19 protein-coding genes are annotated in these 16,220 nt (G+C 67.7%); 10 read left to right on the top strand and 9 right to left on the bottom strand.

The features are described from left to right. Positions 1 to 18 precede the first annotated feature (18 nt). The gene (locus tag DEQ92_RS08260) at positions 19 to 813 is read right to left on the bottom strand and encodes a PHP domain-containing protein (protein ID WP_050458440.1); all 795 of its coding nucleotides are present in this window, start codon (positions 811 to 813) and stop codon (positions 19 to 21) included. Positions 814 to 945: 132 nt separating this feature from the next. Between DEQ92_RS08260 and DEQ92_RS08255 the strand changes: the two genes are divergently transcribed. Continuing rightward, positions 946 to 1,230, top strand: coding sequence for a hypothetical protein (locus tag DEQ92_RS08255; protein ID WP_004973953.1), 285 nt, complete (start codon positions 946 to 948; stop codon positions 1,228 to 1,230). A gap of 137 nt (positions 1,231 to 1,367) precedes the next feature. Here the strand turns inward: DEQ92_RS08255 and DEQ92_RS08250 are convergent, their stop codons facing one another. Continuing rightward, positions 1,368 to 2,375: a DUF5784 family protein gene (locus DEQ92_RS08250; RefSeq protein ID WP_004973952.1), complete on the bottom strand. Its 1,008-nt coding sequence runs from the start codon at positions 2,373 to 2,375 to the stop codon at positions 1,368 to 1,370. Between the two features lie 156 nt (positions 2,376 to 2,531). Between DEQ92_RS08250 and DEQ92_RS23830 the strand changes: the two genes are divergently transcribed. Continuing rightward, a complete protein-coding gene (locus DEQ92_RS23830) occupies positions 2,532 to 2,708 on the top strand; it encodes a DUF5786 family protein (protein ID WP_004968847.1) in 177 nt (58 codons plus the stop codon). Positions 2,709 to 2,736: 28 nt separating this feature from the next. Here the strand turns inward: DEQ92_RS23830 and DEQ92_RS08245 are convergent, their stop codons facing one another. The 3 genes from DEQ92_RS08245 to DEQ92_RS08235 form a co-directional block, all read right to left on the bottom strand. Then, a complete protein-coding gene (locus tag DEQ92_RS08245; protein WP_004973951.1) occupies positions 2,737 to 3,432 on the bottom strand; it encodes a hypothetical protein in 696 nt (231 codons plus the stop codon). 76 nt (positions 3,433 to 3,508) lie between these two features. Further along, positions 3,509 to 4,441: an NAD(P)H-binding protein gene (locus DEQ92_RS08240; RefSeq protein ID WP_115804383.1), complete on the bottom strand. Its 933-nt coding sequence runs from the start codon at positions 4,439 to 4,441 to the stop codon at positions 3,509 to 3,511. An 88-nt stretch (positions 4,442 to 4,529) separates the two neighbouring features. Further along, positions 4,530 to 5,414, bottom strand: coding sequence for a YkgJ family cysteine cluster protein (locus DEQ92_RS08235; RefSeq protein WP_115804384.1), 885 nt, complete (start codon positions 5,412 to 5,414; stop codon positions 4,530 to 4,532). A 117-nt stretch (positions 5,415 to 5,531) separates the two neighbouring features. Between DEQ92_RS08235 and DEQ92_RS08230 the strand changes: the two genes are divergently transcribed. The 3 genes from DEQ92_RS08230 (at position 5,532) to DEQ92_RS08220 (ending at position 8,326) form a co-directional block, all read left to right on the top strand. Next, positions 5,532 to 5,735, top strand: a complete 204-nt coding sequence (locus DEQ92_RS08230; protein WP_004045177.1) for a hypothetical protein — start codon at positions 5,532 to 5,534, stop codon at positions 5,733 to 5,735. A gap of 81 nt (positions 5,736 to 5,816) precedes the next feature. Beyond that, positions 5,817 to 7,727 (top strand): helicase C-terminal domain-containing protein, encoded by a 1,911-nt coding sequence (locus DEQ92_RS08225; RefSeq protein WP_004973948.1) that lies wholly within the window; start codon positions 5,817 to 5,819, stop codon positions 7,725 to 7,727. A 404-nt stretch (positions 7,728 to 8,131) separates the two neighbouring features. Continuing rightward, on the top strand, positions 8,132 to 8,326 hold the full coding sequence (locus DEQ92_RS08220) for a UPF0175 family protein (RefSeq protein ID WP_008091125.1): 195 nt from the start codon (positions 8,132 to 8,134) through the stop codon (positions 8,324 to 8,326). A 129-nt stretch (positions 8,327 to 8,455) separates the two neighbouring features. Here the strand turns inward: DEQ92_RS08220 and DEQ92_RS08215 are convergent, their stop codons facing one another. Further along, positions 8,456 to 9,586 carry a 60S ribosomal export protein NMD3 gene (locus tag DEQ92_RS08215; RefSeq protein WP_115820645.1) on the bottom strand — a complete coding sequence of 377 codons (1,131 nt, stop codon included), beginning with the start codon at positions 9,584 to 9,586 and terminating at the stop codon, positions 8,456 to 8,458. A gap of 99 nt (positions 9,587 to 9,685) precedes the next feature. Further along, positions 9,686 to 10,324 (bottom strand): phosphoribosyltransferase, encoded by a 639-nt coding sequence (locus DEQ92_RS08210; protein WP_004973945.1) that lies wholly within the window; start codon positions 10,322 to 10,324, stop codon positions 9,686 to 9,688. Between the two features lie 124 nt (positions 10,325 to 10,448). On the opposite strand from DEQ92_RS08210, the gene htpX reads away from it, so the two are divergent. The 5 genes from htpX to DEQ92_RS08185 all read left to right on the top strand — a co-directional run bounded on the left by htpX (position 10,449) and on the right by DEQ92_RS08185 (position 14,992). Next, the gene (gene htpX, locus DEQ92_RS08205) at positions 10,449 to 11,330 is read left to right on the top strand and encodes a zinc metalloprotease HtpX (protein ID WP_004973944.1); all 882 of its coding nucleotides are present in this window, start codon (positions 10,449 to 10,451) and stop codon (positions 11,328 to 11,330) included. A 6-nt stretch (positions 11,331 to 11,336) separates the two neighbouring features. Beyond that, positions 11,337 to 11,942 (top strand): hypothetical protein, encoded by a 606-nt coding sequence (locus DEQ92_RS08200; protein WP_004973943.1) that lies wholly within the window; start codon positions 11,337 to 11,339, stop codon positions 11,940 to 11,942. Between the two features lie 247 nt (positions 11,943 to 12,189). Then, complete coding sequence (gene radA, locus DEQ92_RS08195; RefSeq protein WP_004973942.1) at positions 12,190 to 13,221, top strand: DNA repair and recombination protein RadA; 1,032 nt, start codon at positions 12,190 to 12,192, stop codon at positions 13,219 to 13,221. A 201-nt stretch (positions 13,222 to 13,422) separates the two neighbouring features. After that, positions 13,423 to 14,568, top strand: a complete 1,146-nt coding sequence (locus DEQ92_RS08190) for an NAD(P)/FAD-dependent oxidoreductase (RefSeq protein WP_004973941.1) — start codon at positions 13,423 to 13,425, stop codon at positions 14,566 to 14,568. A 10-nt stretch (positions 14,569 to 14,578) separates the two neighbouring features. Next, on the top strand, positions 14,579 to 14,992 hold the full coding sequence (locus tag DEQ92_RS08185) for a DUF1641 domain-containing protein (RefSeq protein ID WP_004973940.1): 414 nt from the start codon (positions 14,579 to 14,581) through the stop codon (positions 14,990 to 14,992). Positions 14,993 to 15,041: 49 nt separating this feature from the next. Here the strand turns inward: DEQ92_RS08185 and sufU are convergent, their stop codons facing one another. Together sufU and DEQ92_RS08175 are read right to left on the bottom strand one after the other, a co-directional pair. Beyond that, a complete protein-coding gene (gene sufU, locus DEQ92_RS08180; RefSeq protein ID WP_004973939.1) occupies positions 15,042 to 15,470 on the bottom strand; it encodes a Fe-S cluster assembly sulfur transfer protein SufU in 429 nt (142 codons plus the stop codon). A gap of 72 nt (positions 15,471 to 15,542) precedes the next feature. After that, entirely contained in the window at positions 15,543 to 16,130 is a 588-nt protein-coding gene (locus tag DEQ92_RS08175) for a mechanosensitive ion channel domain-containing protein (RefSeq protein ID WP_050458444.1), read from the bottom strand. Positions 16,131 to 16,220: the final 90 nt, after the last annotated feature.

Raw genomic sequence — 16,220 nt, 5'->3', positions numbered from 1 at the left:
ATTCACGGACTAACACGGTTAGAGGCCGTCTACCGCGGCGGCGAATCGGGCGAAGTCCGCCTCCGGCGGCCCGGCGCGGCCGAGGGTTTCGTCGTGGGCGTCGCTCCCGCCCGTGGCGAGCAGGTCGTAGCGTTCGATGGCCTCGTCAACGAGGGCGCGGTCGACCGCGAAGCCGTAGGGGTAGTAGCGTTCGACGGCGTCGAGGTCGGCACAGAGTTCGAGCGCGCCCGCCGGGTCGCGGTAGCGGAACGGGTGCGCGAGGCCGACCACGTCGCAGGCGTCTCGGAGGGCCGCCACGCCGTCGTCGAACGTCGGGAGTTCGCGCGGGACGTAACAGGGACCGTCCGCGCCGATGAGTTCGTCGAACGCACCTTGGTAGTCGTAGGGAGCGTCGCTGGCGTCGATAGCGCGGGCGACGTGCGGCCGACCGACTCCGTCGTGGATGTCGATGTCGAGGCGGACTCCGGTCTCGGCTTCGACCGCCGCGACGATTTCGCGGGCGCGCTCCACGCGGTTTCGCTGGAGGCGCTCGACCGTCTCGACGAGGGCGGGTCGCTCCCTGAGCCCGTAGCCGAGGAGGTCGACCCGACGGTCACCCGCGTCGACGCGCAGCTCGATGCCCCGAACGATAGTCACGCCGTCGCGTTCGGTAACCGGGGCGTCGAGGTCCGGGTGGTAGCGGTCGTGGTCCGTCACGGCCACCACCTCGACCCCGCCCGCGCGGGCCGCGTCGGGAAGCGCGTCGATAGTGAGCCGGCCGTCCGAGGCGGTCGTGTGGAGATGGAGGTCCGCGACCGGCGGGCTGTCGTCCATGCCACGTGGTCGGGGCGAGGGAGAGACAAACGTTGCGCCCAGTATATCATTAAGGACGATTAAGGACTGCAAGGGCACTAATCAAATACATGGAAAATCATTAAGAATGATGACGACACAGCTGTGGGTGTAATGCGCCTGAACGGACTCGGCGACGCCATCGATCGCCACGAATACCCGATTAGCTCGACCGACTTCGCCCAACGCCACGGCGACGAAGTAATCGAGCTCCAGAACGGTCAGGAGACCGTCGCACAGATCCTGGCCCGTCTCGGCGACGAGACGTACACGTGCCCGCAGGACGTGCGGGACGCCCTCTTCACCGGCGTCGGCCACGAGGCAATCGGTCGTCGATACTACAGCGACCGCGACCCGTCCCCGCTCGGTGAGAACGGGCCCGAGATGGTCTCGTTCTGAGGCCGGCTCTCGTCCCGTCTCGATTTTTTCCTTTCTGACTGCGACCCGCGAGCCGTCGGCTCGGGGTCGGATTCGGATTCGGCGTACTCGACCGCGCGCCCGCGATGGGCTCGGTCCACGACCGGTCAGAACGAACGTCAGTCAGCGAGCCACGGCAGGTCCACCGGGACCGACCCCTTCGAGTAGCCTTCGACCTGTCCCGACGGGCGGAGCCGGAAGACCACCGCGGGTCGGTGCCGCACGTCGGGCTTCTCGCCCATGATGGCGGACCAGTCGTCGTCGGGGAACGACGAGCAGTCGACGAACAGCGTCACGCCGCCGCCGTGTTCGGCGAGTTGGCCCTCGCCGTTGGTCTTGGTCTGTGCCGTGTCGCGAATCGCGGCGATTGGGTTGCTCACGGAGCGCCGGTTCGGCGGGAGCGGCCGCGTCACCTCGATGAGCGCGCCGCCCGCGGGGGTGTTCTCCGCGCGGAAGTCGATGGAGTGACCGGTCGTCACGGCGATTTCGGGCGTGATGTCGTACCCCGCGTCGTCGAGGAGGTACGCCACGTCGAACTCGCCCATCGCCGCGGCCATCCGTATCGGGTCGAAGTACTCCGAGGTGCCGAGCTTTCCGGCCATGACCTCGCGGTACTCGTCGAGGACGCCCGTGGCGAAGAACGACTCGTAGAACTCCAGGGCCTCCTCGCGGGTCGCGTCCGGGAAGCCCGCCGCGTGGTCGTAGAAGAACTCGCGGGTCGTCTCGCGGCCGTCCTTCGAGAGGAACACCGGGAGGAAGAACCACGAGAGGTGCGGATAGGGCTTCAGCCACGGCGACTGGTCGAACAGCTCGGCGATGAGTTCGCGCTGGGCCCACCGAGAGACCTCGAAGGGAGCCTCGTCGAAGCCCTCCTTGTCGGTCCGCCACAGCGAACTCGGCGTCTCGGTGTTGCCTATCCAGTAGGCGTGGTCGTCGGTCCACGCGAAGAGGGCGGTGTCGCCGTTGTCCATGTCGAACCGACGGGCCTCGTACCCCTCGGGCGGTGCGTACCACGGTGCACCCATCTCTGCGCCGAGGTTGGCGTCGAGCGGCTGGAAGATGTCGCGGGTGATGCGCGAGTCGTCCCAGCGTCCGGGGGCGTAACGAAAGCGAAGCGGGCGTGCCACACACGGTGTAGTTCGGCGATTGTTTTTACCCTTTCCTGCCGCGGGGCCCGTTTTCACCGGTGCCCTCCCCCTTCTGTCCCCGGTTCCGCCGAGTATCACGATTGTGAATCTCTCCGATAGCTATATGTGGCACACACCCACATGGTAAGTCGAACCATGTCAATGGGGGCATACGACGAAGCCGAACACGAACGCCGCGAGCGGATGACGAGCCAGGTCGAACCCGGGACCGACGACGACCGGAAGACCTACCGCGGGAGTGTCGAGTACGACTCCGGCGACTCGACCGATGCGCTACTCGAACAGTTCAAGCGGATGAAGTCCGACGACTGACCCGTAACCTCTCCTGTTCCTGCGTACCTCACGTCCTCGTCAGCGCCGCGGCCGTCACCGACACGACGGTCACGGCGACGACGTGCCCGCCGACCGCGAAGAGGAGCACCGGCTGGTCGGCGATGAACGGGAGCAACAGCATCTGCGCGACCGCGAAGCCGACGTTCAGGAGGTTCACCCGCCTGACCGTCCCGGCGGTCGGGCCGTCGAACCGGTAGCGGACCGCACCCCAGAGACCCACGACGGCCGCCCACCACGACGTGCCGATTCGGTAACAGAGGTCCCAGAGGACGAGCAGCGTCAGGTAGACGACCACGACCGGCGGTTCGGGGCCGAACAGCGTCGTCATGAGCGGCGTCCCCGGCTGTTGCGGGTCGAAGACGAACAGGTGCGTCACGAGCGCGACGAACGCGAGCACGCCGAGGACGACCTCGATGCTCGACCCGAAAAGCAGGCGTCGATAGGGCGCGGGCACCCTCGCGGCGCGGGTCCACTCGCCCATGCGGAGCATCACGACGCTCCCCGCGGCCGCGACGACGATGGCCGCGGTGCCCGCGACCGCCGCGGCCCACAGGTCGTACACCCACGCGAAGACGAGCACGGCGACCTCGAAGACGGCGATTTGGAGGGCGATAGCGCCCGCCTCGCCGATTCTCACGCCCGGGAGCGCGCCGACGATGCTCTCGTACACCCACGTCTCGCCGTACTCCGGGGCGTCGTTCATATCCCGGCCCTACGGCCCCGCGGTATATCAATCGCCGCCGCGCTCAGGGCGCGCGGGTGGGCGGTTCGAGTCCCGCTCACGTCGGGCTTGTCGACGTCGGTTCGACGGCTCGCTCCCGAATCTCGCGCTCCTCGCGGAGCGCCCGCTCGACCGCGGCGTCGAACGGCGTCTCGTCCACCTCGACGATGTCGCGGATGCGGTCGTCGCCGACGACGACGGGGTTTTTCAGCCCCTCGATGAGCGGTCGGGCGACGCCCGTGTCCACGTCGGTCACGAGGCCGATCCAGTACGACGAGAGCCGCGGCGTCAACACGGGCACGGCGACGATTCGGGGCGCGTGGCCCAACTGCGCGCCGACGCGCTGGAGCATCTCCCGGTAGGTGAGCACGTCCGGGCCGCCGATTTCGTAGGTCTCGCCCGTCGTCTCGGGGTGGTCGAGGACGCCCGCGAGGTAGGCGACAACGTCGGTGATGGCGATGGGTTGACACCGCGTTTCGACCCACTGCGGCGTCACCATGACCGGGAGGCGCTTGGCGAGTTGGCGCACCATCTCGAAGCTCGCGCTCCCCGCGCCGACGATGATGGCCGCCCGGAGGGTCGTCAGTTCGGGCGACCCCGACGCGAGGATGTGTTCGACCTCGCGGCGCGACCGAAGGTGCGGCGAGAGCTGGTCGCGGTCCTCGCCGAGACCGCCGAGGTAGACGATTCGTCCGACTCCGGCGGACTCGGCGGCGTCGACGAAGTTGCGGGCGGCGAGGCGGTCGCGCGCCTCGAAGTCGCCGCCGGAGTGCATCGAGTGGATGAGGTAGTACGCCGCGTCGACGCCCGCCATCGCGGGGGCGACCGTCGCCGGTTCGAAGATGTCGCCTTCGACCACGTCCACGCCCGGCGGACCGTCGTAGCGCGCCGCGTCGCGGACGAAGACGACCACGTCGTGGCCGGCGTCGAGGAGGAGGGGAACGAGGTGCCGGCCGACGAACCCGGTCGCACCGGTCACGAGCACTTTCATGCTGTTCGATAACGCCGCGCACGATGTTAACGTATCGCCCGTCGACCCGACCGCGGTCCGTCCGCCCCCGTCGCTCGCCACCCGCGGTTCAGTCGTCGCGGCGAACCGCGTCCCAGCCGGGGGTTTCCGGCGCGCCGCGAGCGACTTCGACCTCGTCGGGGTCGGGTGCCTCGTCGGCCGCGCTCCCGAGACGACCGGCGACCGCGTCCCACGCCGCGACGGCTTCGCCCGCCCACGACTCGCTTTCGAGCGTCTTCGCACGCGCTCGCGAGGCGCGGTCGTCGTCGACCTCGGTCGACCCGGGGTGCGACCCGACCGCGACGCCGACGAACTCCGCGCGGTCCTCCGGGGTCAGGTCGCGGGTTTTGAGGTGCTCGATGGTCCCCGCCAACCGCTCGGGCTCCGGGTGGACGAACACCTTCGCGCCGAGGGCGTGTGGGCCGAGGAGCAGGCCGTGGAGGTCGTCCGGGGGCGCGTCGTCGAGCAGACGCTCGCCGCCGTGGTGTCGCTCGACGCGCTCGCACTCGGTCTCCTGTCCGAGGACGAGGTTGTGGCCCGGATACTCGGAGCACTCGTCGGGATAGAACTCGGTGTCGTGGATGCGGCACTGGAGGGTTTCGGGGTCGAGAAACGCGCAGGCGCGGAGCCACGTCCGCTCCAGTCCGAACGGCGCGACGGGCTTCGGCGGCTTGCGCATGCCGACGAAGAACGCCGGCTTCCCGGCGATTGCGGCGACTTCGACGCCGTCGATTTCGACGCCCTCGCCCGGCGACGCCTCCCACAGCCGCGGGGTGAGGACGTCACCCAGTCCGGCCTCGACGAAGTCCCGAATCTCGTCGCGGGTCAGCGGGACGAGGTTGTAGGTGTCGTCGAGCGGCGCGCGCGGCCCGCGGCGCTCGTGGTCGAGCGCGACCGGCGCGACCGGTCGCCAGTCGATACAGCAGCCCGCACAGCCTTCGCAGTCGACGCGCATGCCACGAAAGTTATACGCCAGCCGACAAGAAGCTCCCGGCGGGTCGGTCGTGTCGGCCGATTACGCGCCCGGCGTCGCGGCGCGTCGCTTTTGCCGCCTCGGGCCCTCGGTTCTCCCATGACCTCCGAACCGTGCGACGCCTGCGGGAAGGGCGTCCGCATCGCCGGCGGCATCGGCGACCTCTGGAACTTCCCCACCTCCTCGTCCGGTGGAATGACGCTGGAACTCGTCGACGGCTCCGAGCACTTCCTCTGTTTCGACTGCATGGAGCGACTGCCGGGCGACCGCGAACCGACCGCTGAGGACGTGGCGGCGCTTTAGACCCGCGTTTCGTCGAGCCGCCACCGCCGCGACCGCACCCCGGAGCGGTGGATTTAGGCCCGTCCGAGGACTCCATCGACCGTGGACCCGTCGCGCATCATCGACTCGTTTCCGGCCCCCAGTTTCCGCGGCGCGCAGGAACAGGCCCTGCGCGATATCCGCGACGCCTTCGCCGACGGCAACGACGTGGTCTTGGTCCGCGCGCCGACCGGGAGCGGCAAGTCGCTGCTCGCTCGCGCCATCGCGGGGTCGGCGGCGACCGTGGACGAGACGTCGCCCGCGCAGGCGACCGACGCCTACTACACGACCCCGCAGGTGTCGCAACTTGACGACGTGGCCGAGGACGACCTGCTTTCGGACCTCAAGATAATCCGCGGCAAGTCCAACTACAACTGCATCATCCGCGGCGAGGAAGACACCCCGGTCGACCGCGCTCCCTGCGCCCGCAAGCGCGGCTTCGACTGCTCGGTCCGGCACCGCTGTCCGTACTTCTCCGACCGCGCCATCGCCTCGAACCGCCAAATCGCGGCGATGACGCTCGCGTACTTCATGCAGACCGCCGGCTCCGACGTGTTCAGAAAGCGCGACGTGGTCGTCGTCGACGAGGCCCACGGGCTGGCCGAGTGGGCCGAGATGTACGCGACCATCGACCTGAAGCCCCGGACCGTGCCGGTGTGGGACGACATCGGCGTGCCGGACGTCGCGGCCGCGGGCGACCCCGTCGAACGTGCCTCGCGCTTCGCGGAGACGCTCGTCGGCGTCTGCAAGCGCGAGAAAGACGAACTGCTCACGCAGTCCGAACTGACGCCCGAGGAGGCCGCCCGCCGCGACCGTCTGCAGGAACTCATCGGCGAGCTGAAGTGGTTCGTCGAGGACTACCGCGACCCCCAGAGCCCGACGACGTGGGTGGTCGACCAGCACGACGGCGAGGGTTCGCCCATCGCCATCAAGCCGCTCGACCCCGCGAAGTACCTCCAACACACCGTCTGGGACCGCGGGAACAAGTTCGCGCTCCTGTCGGCGACCATCCTCAACAAGGCGGCGTTCTGCCGGTCGGTCGGCCTCGACCCCTCGAAGGTCGCGCTCGTGGACGTCGAACACACCTTCCCCGTCGAGAACCGGCCGCTGTACGACGTGACGCAGGGGAAGATGACCTACGAGCACCGCGACGAGACGCTGCCGAAAATCGCTCGCCTCGCCGTCCGCCTGATGGCGAAACACCCCGACGAGAAGGGCCTGATTCACTGTCACTCCTACGCGATTCAGGCGGAGCTTCGCCGCCGCCTCGCCGAGATGGGCCTCGGCAACCGCGTCCGCGGCCACGACCGCGACGACCGAAACGTGGAACTGGAGACGTGGAAGGCGACCGACCGACCGGAGGTGTTCCTCTCCGTGAAGATGGAGGAGGCGCTGGACCTGAAAGGCGACCTCTGTCGCTGGCAGGTGCTCTGCAAAGCGCCCTACCTCAACACGAACGACTCCAGGGTCGCCCGTCGCCTCGAAGACGGCCAGTGGGCGTGGTACCGCCGCGCAGCCCTCCGGACCGTGATTCAGGCGTGCGGCCGGGTCGTGCGCGCGCCAGACGACTACGGCGACACCTACGTCGCCGACAGCAGTCTGCTCCAACTGTTCGACAAGACGCGAACCGACATGCCCGACTGGTTCGCGGCGCAGGTCGACCGCATGACGAAACCCGACCTCCCCGAGTTCGACCCCGTCGCGGCGGGCGGTCGCGGGGGAAACGCGGACAACGCGCTTGGTGGGACCGCGAACCTCGGCGGCTCGACGAGTCGGTCGTCCGGAGCGTCGGGTGGTAGCTCTGGCTCGCGGGGCGGTTCGACTCGCGGTTCGGGTTCTTCGGGAAGTCGCGCGGGCGGCTCCGGTGGCGCGTCGGCCGGCGGTTCCGGCGGTCGCAAGAGCGGCGGCTCGTCCGGCGGTTCGGACGACGGCGGCCGGAGCAATCACCCGCTTTCGGACGTGTGGGGCGAGTGATTACAGGAGGAGGCTGGCCCCAGAGAACAGCGCCGACCCAATCATGAGCGCGACGAGCGTCAGCGCGATAACCTGCTGTCGGTCCATGGCTGTGGGTTGGACGGCCGGTAATTAACGCTTCTGCACCGGTTCGCACGAGTGATAACATCGTCCCCGAGACCGCGCCGTCCCGGCGGTGTCATGTCATCTCGTCCCGTTCGAGCGGCAAAAATCGCCATAGTGTCCAAGAGAGTCGCCGCCTCCGACACATTTCCTCAATGATTGTTAATGTGTTTGGCCGTTTGGCGAACGAGATGCGGAAATAGGGTAAGGTTTGTAAAGCTATAGTTCTCCTAACTTTGTCTTTGACACGCTTTCTCACGAAATAGTTAACACCAATGCCACTGAATGATGGAGTATCGGCCATGCACACCAACGCACTCGCCACGGCGATGACACTGTATCGTAGTGGGACACTCACACTCTCGCAGGCGGCCGCCCGCTCCGGCTACTCCGAGGACGACCTGCTCCTCGCCCTCCAGCGCCACGGTGTGCCCGTGCACGAAGACGACGCTCCGGCCGCGTCCCTCTCGACGGACCGGCCGGCCAGCGCCGACTGATTCTGCTCCGTCGTTCGATTATCTCCCGTTCCTGAGCGACCGCTTTTCCTGTTCAGTTGTCGGTCGACCCACGATTCGTAAAAGCACAAACGTCGTCGCCGCGTTCCGTCTCTCTTCGCTGCGGTCTGCTTACTCTTCGTCCTCGTCTTCGACGACCTCGTCCGGGAGGATGTGCAGTCCCGACTGGCTCTTGAGGACCGGCACCATCGCGGCGTCGGCGTCGAAGTAGTCCGGCCGGGGGATGGTCTTCGCCTCGTACGTCTCGGGGTCGAGCACCTGCACGGCGTGTTCGTCCTCGACGGTGACGACGGTGGTCTCCGCCGCGTCCTCGACGGAGCCGAGGTCCTCGGCCTCGGGCCGCTCGCCCTCCTCGAACTCCGACTCGTAGGGGTCGCCCGAGGTGAGACGCGTCCCCTTGAGCCGGCCGCGGTTGCTCCGCACGAGAACCGGCCCGTCGCCGTCTTCGGGGTCGATGGCGTCGCCGGCGGTGAACCGCGGCAGGCGGGCGACGAACGTGACGCGGTAGACCTCGTTGCCGTCGCCGTCCTCCGTGACGAGCGTCGGGTGCTCCTCGATGGTGCCGCCGAAGCGCTCGCGAATCTGCTTCGCGACGCCGCTTCCCATCTTGTTGGTCGAAATCTTGATGTTCGGGCCGTTGGGCGTCCGCTTGATACTCGAGATGAACGCGTCTCGGTCGCCCTTCTCCTCGCGTTCGGCGATGTAGGACTCGGCGATTTCGATGGCCGTCTCGGCCTCGTCCGTCGTCGGCGTCCGGTCGTCGGCGCGGACCTGCACGAGGCTGGCGAAGTAGCCGCCTGCGATGCGGCCGCAGCGCTGGCAGGTCTCGCGGGCGATGCTCACCGGGACGACGACGGACTCCTCCAGCGGCGTGCCGCGGACGACGCCCGAAAAGTGGCAGTGCATCCGGATGTTGTTCTCGTCGATCTGCTCGGGTTCGACGCCCCAGCGGACCTCCTCGGCGTTGAGGTGGACGCCGAGGGAGTTCGACACCTCCTCGATGGCGATGTCGGTGTAGTCGCGCGCGCCGACGTCGACCCACCGGTTGCCCCGGTGAATCGCGCCGCACTGCGCGCAGACGCGGACCTGCACCTTGTCGGGTGCATCCACGAGGTCGAAGTCCTCGAAGTAACACGAGTCGCAGAGCACGTCGTCGCGCTCGCGCGGCATCCCGGGGAGCGGTTCCGGTCGCTCCGGAACCGGGTCGCCGCACCGAGGGCAGAAGTCGCGGGATTCGCTCATTGACGGCTCTAGTCCGCTCGACCGCTTAAGTTCGGCGTCACGGCCGCGCCGGTGAGTCCCGACTGTCGTCGATGCGTGCCTCAGTAGCCGTGCGTCGGCTCAGTACTCGCCCGCCTCGTCGCGCAGGTACGACGCGGCCTCCTCGTCGGAGACCTGCGCGAAATCACGGTAGAACACGCCGACGGCTCCGAACGCCTCCGGCGACTCGACCGCGACGACGGCGTCGCACTCGGCTTCGAGGTCCGAGAGGGTGTGCGGCGGCCCGACCGGGACCGCGAGGACGACGCGCTCCGCGCCGCCCGCGACGACCTGCCGCAGGCACGCCCGGGCGGTCGCGCCGGTTGCGACGCCGTCGTCGACGACGACGACGCGCTTTCCGTCCACGTCGGGAAGCGGGTCGCCGCCGCGATACAGCGACACCTTCTCTCTGGCCGCTCCGGCCTCGCGCTCGCGCTCGCGGTCGAGGTAGTCGTCGCCCACGTCGAGGTACGAGAGCAGGTCGTCGTTCCACCACGCGCTCCCGTCGCCCGCGACCGCCCCCACGGCGAGTTCGGGGTTGTCGGGCGCGCCGACCTTGGACGCGACCACCACGTCGAGCGGCGCTCTGAGGCGGTCTGCGACCTCCCTGCCGACCGGGAGCCCGCCCCGCGGGATGGCCAACACGAGGTCGGCCGCCTCTTCTCGCTCGTCGAGCAGGTCCGCCAGTCGGCGGCCCGCGTCTTCCCTATCGGCGAACATGTCACCCGGAACTACGCGCTCCCGCGGCAAAACGATATGTCCCGATTCTTCACGCCTCGGGCGCTCCCGTGCGACACCTTCGCACTCCAACAGCGTTTATTAGCCGGATTACTAATCACGTGGTATGAACTGGAAACCGGACTGGGGACTTCGCGGGCGGATGGCGCTCACGATGTTCCTCCTGTTCGCCCTCTACATCGTCTTCGCGGGGGTGTTGTTCGCCTACTTCCAGAGCCTCGCCGTCATGGCCGGGTTCATGGGCGTCTTCCTCTTCGCGCAGTTCTTCTTCAGCGACAAAATCGCGCTGTACAGCATGGGCGCGAGCGTCGTCGACGAGGACGACGGCCCGCAGGCGCGGAAGCTCCACGCGATGGTCGGTCGCCTCTCTCAGCAGGCTGACCTCCCGAAGCCGAAGGTCGCCATCGCAGACACGCGCGTCCCGAACGCCTTCGCGACGGGGCGCTCCCAGAAGAGCTCGGCCGTCTGCGTGACGACCGGCCTGATGGACACCCTCGACGACGACGAGTTAGAGGGCGTCATCGCCCACGAGCTCGCGCACGTGAAGAACCGCGACGTGATGGTCATGACCATCGCGTCGTTCCTCTCCAGCATCGCCTTCCTCATCGTCCGCTGGGGCTGGTTCTTCGGCGGCGACGACAACCGACAGAACGCCCCGGTCATCGTCGCCATCCTCGCGTCGCTCGCCGTCTGGATAATCTCGTACCTCCTGATTCGGGCGCTCTCGCGGTACCGCGAGTACGCCGCCGACCGCGGGGCCGCCGTCATCACCGGCCGCCCCTCGGCGCTGGCGTCCGCGCTGCTCAAGATTTCGGGCCGGATGGACAACGTCCCGAAGCGCGACATGCGCGACACCTCGGAGATGAACGCGTTCTTCATCATCCCCATCAAGTCGGACTTCATCGGTCGCCTGTTCAGCACCCACCCCTCCACCGAGAACCGCGTCGAGCGCCTCCGCGACCTGGAGCGCGAGATGGAGACCGCTTGAGTTCCGATGGGACTGTTCGATTCATTCCGCGCCATGCTCGGCATCAGCGCCGAGTCCGACGCGACCACCAAGGCGGACCCCGAGGACCTCTTCGGGATGAGCACCGCCTACCTGACGATGGAGGCCGACCTCCGGTTCGACTCGGCCGACGAGGCGGCGCTGTGTTTCTCCTCCGTCGACAGCACCGACTTCGCGGACACCGTCGACGCCGTGGAGGACATCCTCACCGCCGGGAGCGAGGAGACCGGCACCGAGTTCCGCCGGCACACTGACGGCCACGGCTACAACTGGGTCGTCCTCGCCGACGACGACCCCGAGGACCTCGTGACGAGCGTCCACTTCGCCGCCGACGAGTTCATCGAGCGCGGCTACGGCTCGCGCCTGCTCGCCGCCCTGTTCGGCTTCGAGCGCGACGGCGACCGCGCCTACTGGATTTACTCGTTCCGCCGCGGGGCGTACTACCCCTTCGCCCCGCAGGGCTCCTCGACGCGGAATCAGAGTCTGGAGTTCAAGCTCGAATCGGTCCTCGACGGCGAACTGTCGATAGAGGACGACGAGAGCTACTGGTACCCGCTGTGGCCGTCGACGCCGAACGGCCACCCGTGGGACTGACCGCGCGCTTTCGACGTTCCTGACTCGCTCGCGGCCGCCACCTCTCCCCCAATTTCACTTTCGCGCTAGCTAACGCTCCCGGCCGCTTCGGACTCCGTCCCAGTTCTCCCACCTGTCCGTCCTAACTCCGCGACATCGCCCTTGAACCTCCGTGGTGACCCGACAGCCGACCCCGGCGCGTCTTCCGATTTCACTTTCACCTTGCTGTTAACGAGGGTTTATGAGGGTATAGGCGGAACGACTGGGTATGGCAGAAGACGACCTCGAAAGTCTCCCCGGCGTCGGCCCGGCGACGGCCGACAAACTCGTCGAGAGCGGTTACGACAGCTATCAGTCCATCGCGGTCGCCAGCCCCGGCGAACTGTCGAACAAGGCCGACATCGGCTCCAGCACGGCCTCCGACATCATCAACGCGGCCCGCGACGCGGCCGACGTGGGCGGCTTCGAGACCGGTTCCATGGTCCTCGAACGACGCCAGCAGATCGGCAAGCTGAGCTGGCAGATAGACGAGGTGGACGAACTCCTCGGCGGCGGTCTCGAAACACAGTCCATCACCGAAGTCTACGGTGAGTTCGGTGCCGGTAAGTCCCAGATCACGCACCAACTGGCCGTCAACGTCCAGCTTCCGCCCGAACAGGGCGGCCTCGGCGGCGGGTGTATCTTCATCGACTCCGAAGACACGTTCCGCCCGGAGCGTATCGACGACATGGTTCGCGGCCTCGAAGACGACGTGCTCGAAGCCACGCTCGCCGACCGCGAAATCGAAGGCTCCGTCGACGACGAAGAGACGATGCAGGCACTCGTCGACGACGTCCTCGACAAGATTCACGTCGCGAAGGCGTTCAACTCCAACCACCAGATTCTCCTCGCCGAGAAGGCCAAGGAACTCGCCGGCGAGCACGAGGACACCGAGTGGCCGGTCCGCCTCCTCTGTGTCGACTCGCTTACCGCCCACTTCCGCGCCGAGTACGTCGGCCGCGGCGAACTCGCGGAGCGCCAGCAGAAGCTCAACAAGCACCTCCACGACCTGATGCGCATCGGCGACCTGTTCAACACGGGCATCCTCGTCACCAACCAGGTCGCGTCGAACCCCGACTCCTACTTCGGCGACCCGACCCAGCCCATCGGTGGCAACATCCTCGGCCACACCTCGACGTTCCGTATCTACCTCCGCAAGTCCAAGGGCGACAAGCGTATCGTCCGCCTCGTGGACGCGCCGAACCTCGCCGACGGCGAGGCCATCATGCGCGTGCAGGACGCGGGTCTCAAGCCCGAGTAAGCCGACGTTAGCCCGCGAAGTCAGCCGGGCGACGTTACGCGACTCCCCGAACCCCGTTCCCCACACGCCCTCGGTTTTCACCACATTCTCCCTTCCTCCTCACCGCCCCGAGCGGCCGCGCCGTCCCTCGGTTCCCACAATGTTGGAAACAGCTCGCAATACTATCCCGTCGGCGGCCCACCGTTTAGGTAGGTGAACTCCATGACGAACCGAATCGTAGTCGTTGGCGGTGGCACGGGTGGGACGGTGGTTTCGAACCGTCTCGCCGAGGAACTCGCGTCGGAGATAGACGACGGCGACGTGGAGGTGTCGCTGGTCTCCGACGACACGAAACACGTCTACAAGCCGGTGTTCTTGTACGTCCCGTTCGGAGTCGCGGAACCGGAGGACGGTGTCCGCGACCTGCGGGACCTCGTCGACGAGCGGGTGAACATCGTCACCAACCGCGTCCGCCGGGTCGACACCGACGAAAAGCGCCTCTACTGTCAAGACGGCGACGAGGTGCTCGACTACGACACGCTCGTCCTCGCGACCGGCGCGAAGCTCGACCCCGACGCAGTGCCCGGCTTCCGGGAGGGCGCGCACCACTTCTACAGCGCCGAGGGGGCCGAACGGCTCCGCGACGCCCTCGCCGAGTTCGACGGCGGCCGCCTCGTGTTGAGCGTCGTCGGGACGCCCCACATGTGTCCGGCCGCGCCGCTCGAATTCACGTTCATCGTGGACGACTGGCTCCGAAGCCGGGGACTGCGCGAGGACACCGACCTCGTCTACACGTACCCGATGGCGCGGAGCCACGGGAAGCCCGAGGTCGCCGAGTGGGCCGACCCCATTCTGGCCGAGCGGGGCGTCCGCGTCGAGACCGACTTCGTCGTCGACGCCGTCGACCCGGACGAACGGGTCGTCTCGGCGAAGAACGGCGCGGAGGTGGACTACGACCTGCTCGTCGGTATCCCGCCGCACCGCGGCGATGAGCTAATCATCGACTCCGGCCTCGGCGACGCCGGCTGGGTCGACGTCGACCAGCGGACTCTCCGCGCGACCGCCGCCGAGGACGTGTACGCCATCGGCGACACGGCGGCGCTCCCCATCCCGAAAGCCGGGAGTGCGGCGCACTTCCAGGCGTTCACGGTCGCGGAGCGAATCGCCGCGGAAGTCCGGGGGCGCACCCCGACGAAGCGGTACGACGGCAAGACCGTCTGCTTCGTCGAGACCGGCCTCGACGAGGCGTCGTTCGTCTCGTTCGACTACGAGACGCCCGCGACGATGCGCCAGCCGTCGAAGCCCATCCACTGGGCGAAACACGCGTACAACGAATCGTACTGGCTGACCGCCAGGGGGATGCTCTGAGGTGAGACCAATGCAGGACCACGAATCAACCACAGCGACCGAACAGACGGTGCCCGACGAACTCGTGCGGGCCATCGAGAACAACCCCGAGGAGGTCGCCCTCCTCGTCGAGCGACTCGGCCTCGTCAACGACCTCATCGACGTGCTCGAACTCGGCGTCGGCGCGCTCGACGACGAGATGGTGCGCTCGCTCGCGCGGACCGGGACCTCACTCGCCGAGGTCGCCGACGACGCCTCCGACCCCGACACCGTCGCGGGGATGAAGCGCCTGCTTCGCGCCGTCGGCGACGCGGAGGAGGCGGAGGCGACGCCCGTGGGAGCGGTCGGCCTCCTGCGGGCCACCCGCGACCCCGAGGTCAAAGCGGGGCTCGGCTACCTCGTCGCGCTGGCGGCGGCGCTCGGCGCGGGGACGGAAGAAGAATAACTCGCGCTCGGTTCGGGGAGTCGCCGATTCGCCGCCGAGGGGAGGCGGCTCAGTCGTCGTCGCCTTCGGTCTTCGTCTGCTCGATTTCTATCTCGCCGTCGTGAATCTTCGCGCCGTCCTGTGCGACCTGTCGCGCGAGGACGGCGCACTTGATGCGCATCGGCGAGATGTCGACGCCGAGCATCTCGGTGATGTCGTCGGTGTCCATCTCCGCCAGCTCCGAGAGCGTCGTGCCCGGCAGTCGCTGGGTGAGCATACTCGCGGACGCCTGACTGATGGCGCAGCCATCGCCGGAGAACGCGACGCGCTCTATGGTCTCGCCGTCGTCGGCGAGCTGCACGTCCATCGTAATCGTATCGCCGCAGGAGGGGTTCTCCCCGGTGTGGGTGAACGTCGGCGACTCCAGCCGGCCGTGGTTCCGGGGGTTCTTGTAGTGGTCCATTATCTGCTGACGATACATGTCTGAGCCAATGCCCATTGGTGTTCGTCGGGGCTACGCCCGAGCGCCGTAAAAGGATTCCGGGGCCGGCGATTCGGCCGAATTCGTCGCTTACGTCGGACCCGACGCCGACGCGTCCGCGGCCGCCTCCGCGTCGTACTTCGTCCACTTCTTTTCGACGTCGCGGTTCGCCACGACGACGGTGTCGCCCTCGTCGTTCTCGAAGCGCGTCTTGCGGAGTTCGATGGAGCTGACCGTCCCCGTCACCGGGTCCGACTTCACCCGGTCGCCGGGGTTGAAATCGGGGTCTCGAAGCAGGTAGACGCCCGCCACCGTGTCGGCTATCATGTTCGACAGCGCGTAGGAGACGCCCAGCGCGATGAAGCCGGTCGCGGTGCCGAGGCTCGCCGCGATTTCCGTCATCCCGACGATGTTCAACAGCGCGAGCGCCGCGCCGAACCAGAGGAACACGCCCGCGACGGCGACCCCGAGTTCGACCACGAGGTCCTGCTCTTCGGGGTACAGCCCGTCGAGCACGCCCCGGACGACGAACAGTATCGCCTTGATGCCGACGTAGGCGAGCGCGAGGAAGACGACCGCGGTGAGCACCTTCGGCGCGGCGTCCTGCACCGCGGTCCCGAACTCCGCGACGGTTTCGCGGAGCGTCTCGACGAGGAAGCCGGTCAGCGATTGGAGCATACGCTCCGACGACGTGTCAGCGGGACAAATGTATTGGGGCGGTCGCGCCCCGACACCACGAAAAATCGGGTACTCAGGCGAACAGTTCGC

The sequence above is a fragment of the Haloferax sp. Atlit-6N genome (assembly GCF_003383195.1).
Lineage (GTDB): Archaea > Halobacteriota > Halobacteria > Halobacteriales > Haloferacaceae > Haloferax > Haloferax gibbonsii.
This window is presented reverse-complemented; position numbering and strand designations above follow the sequence as displayed.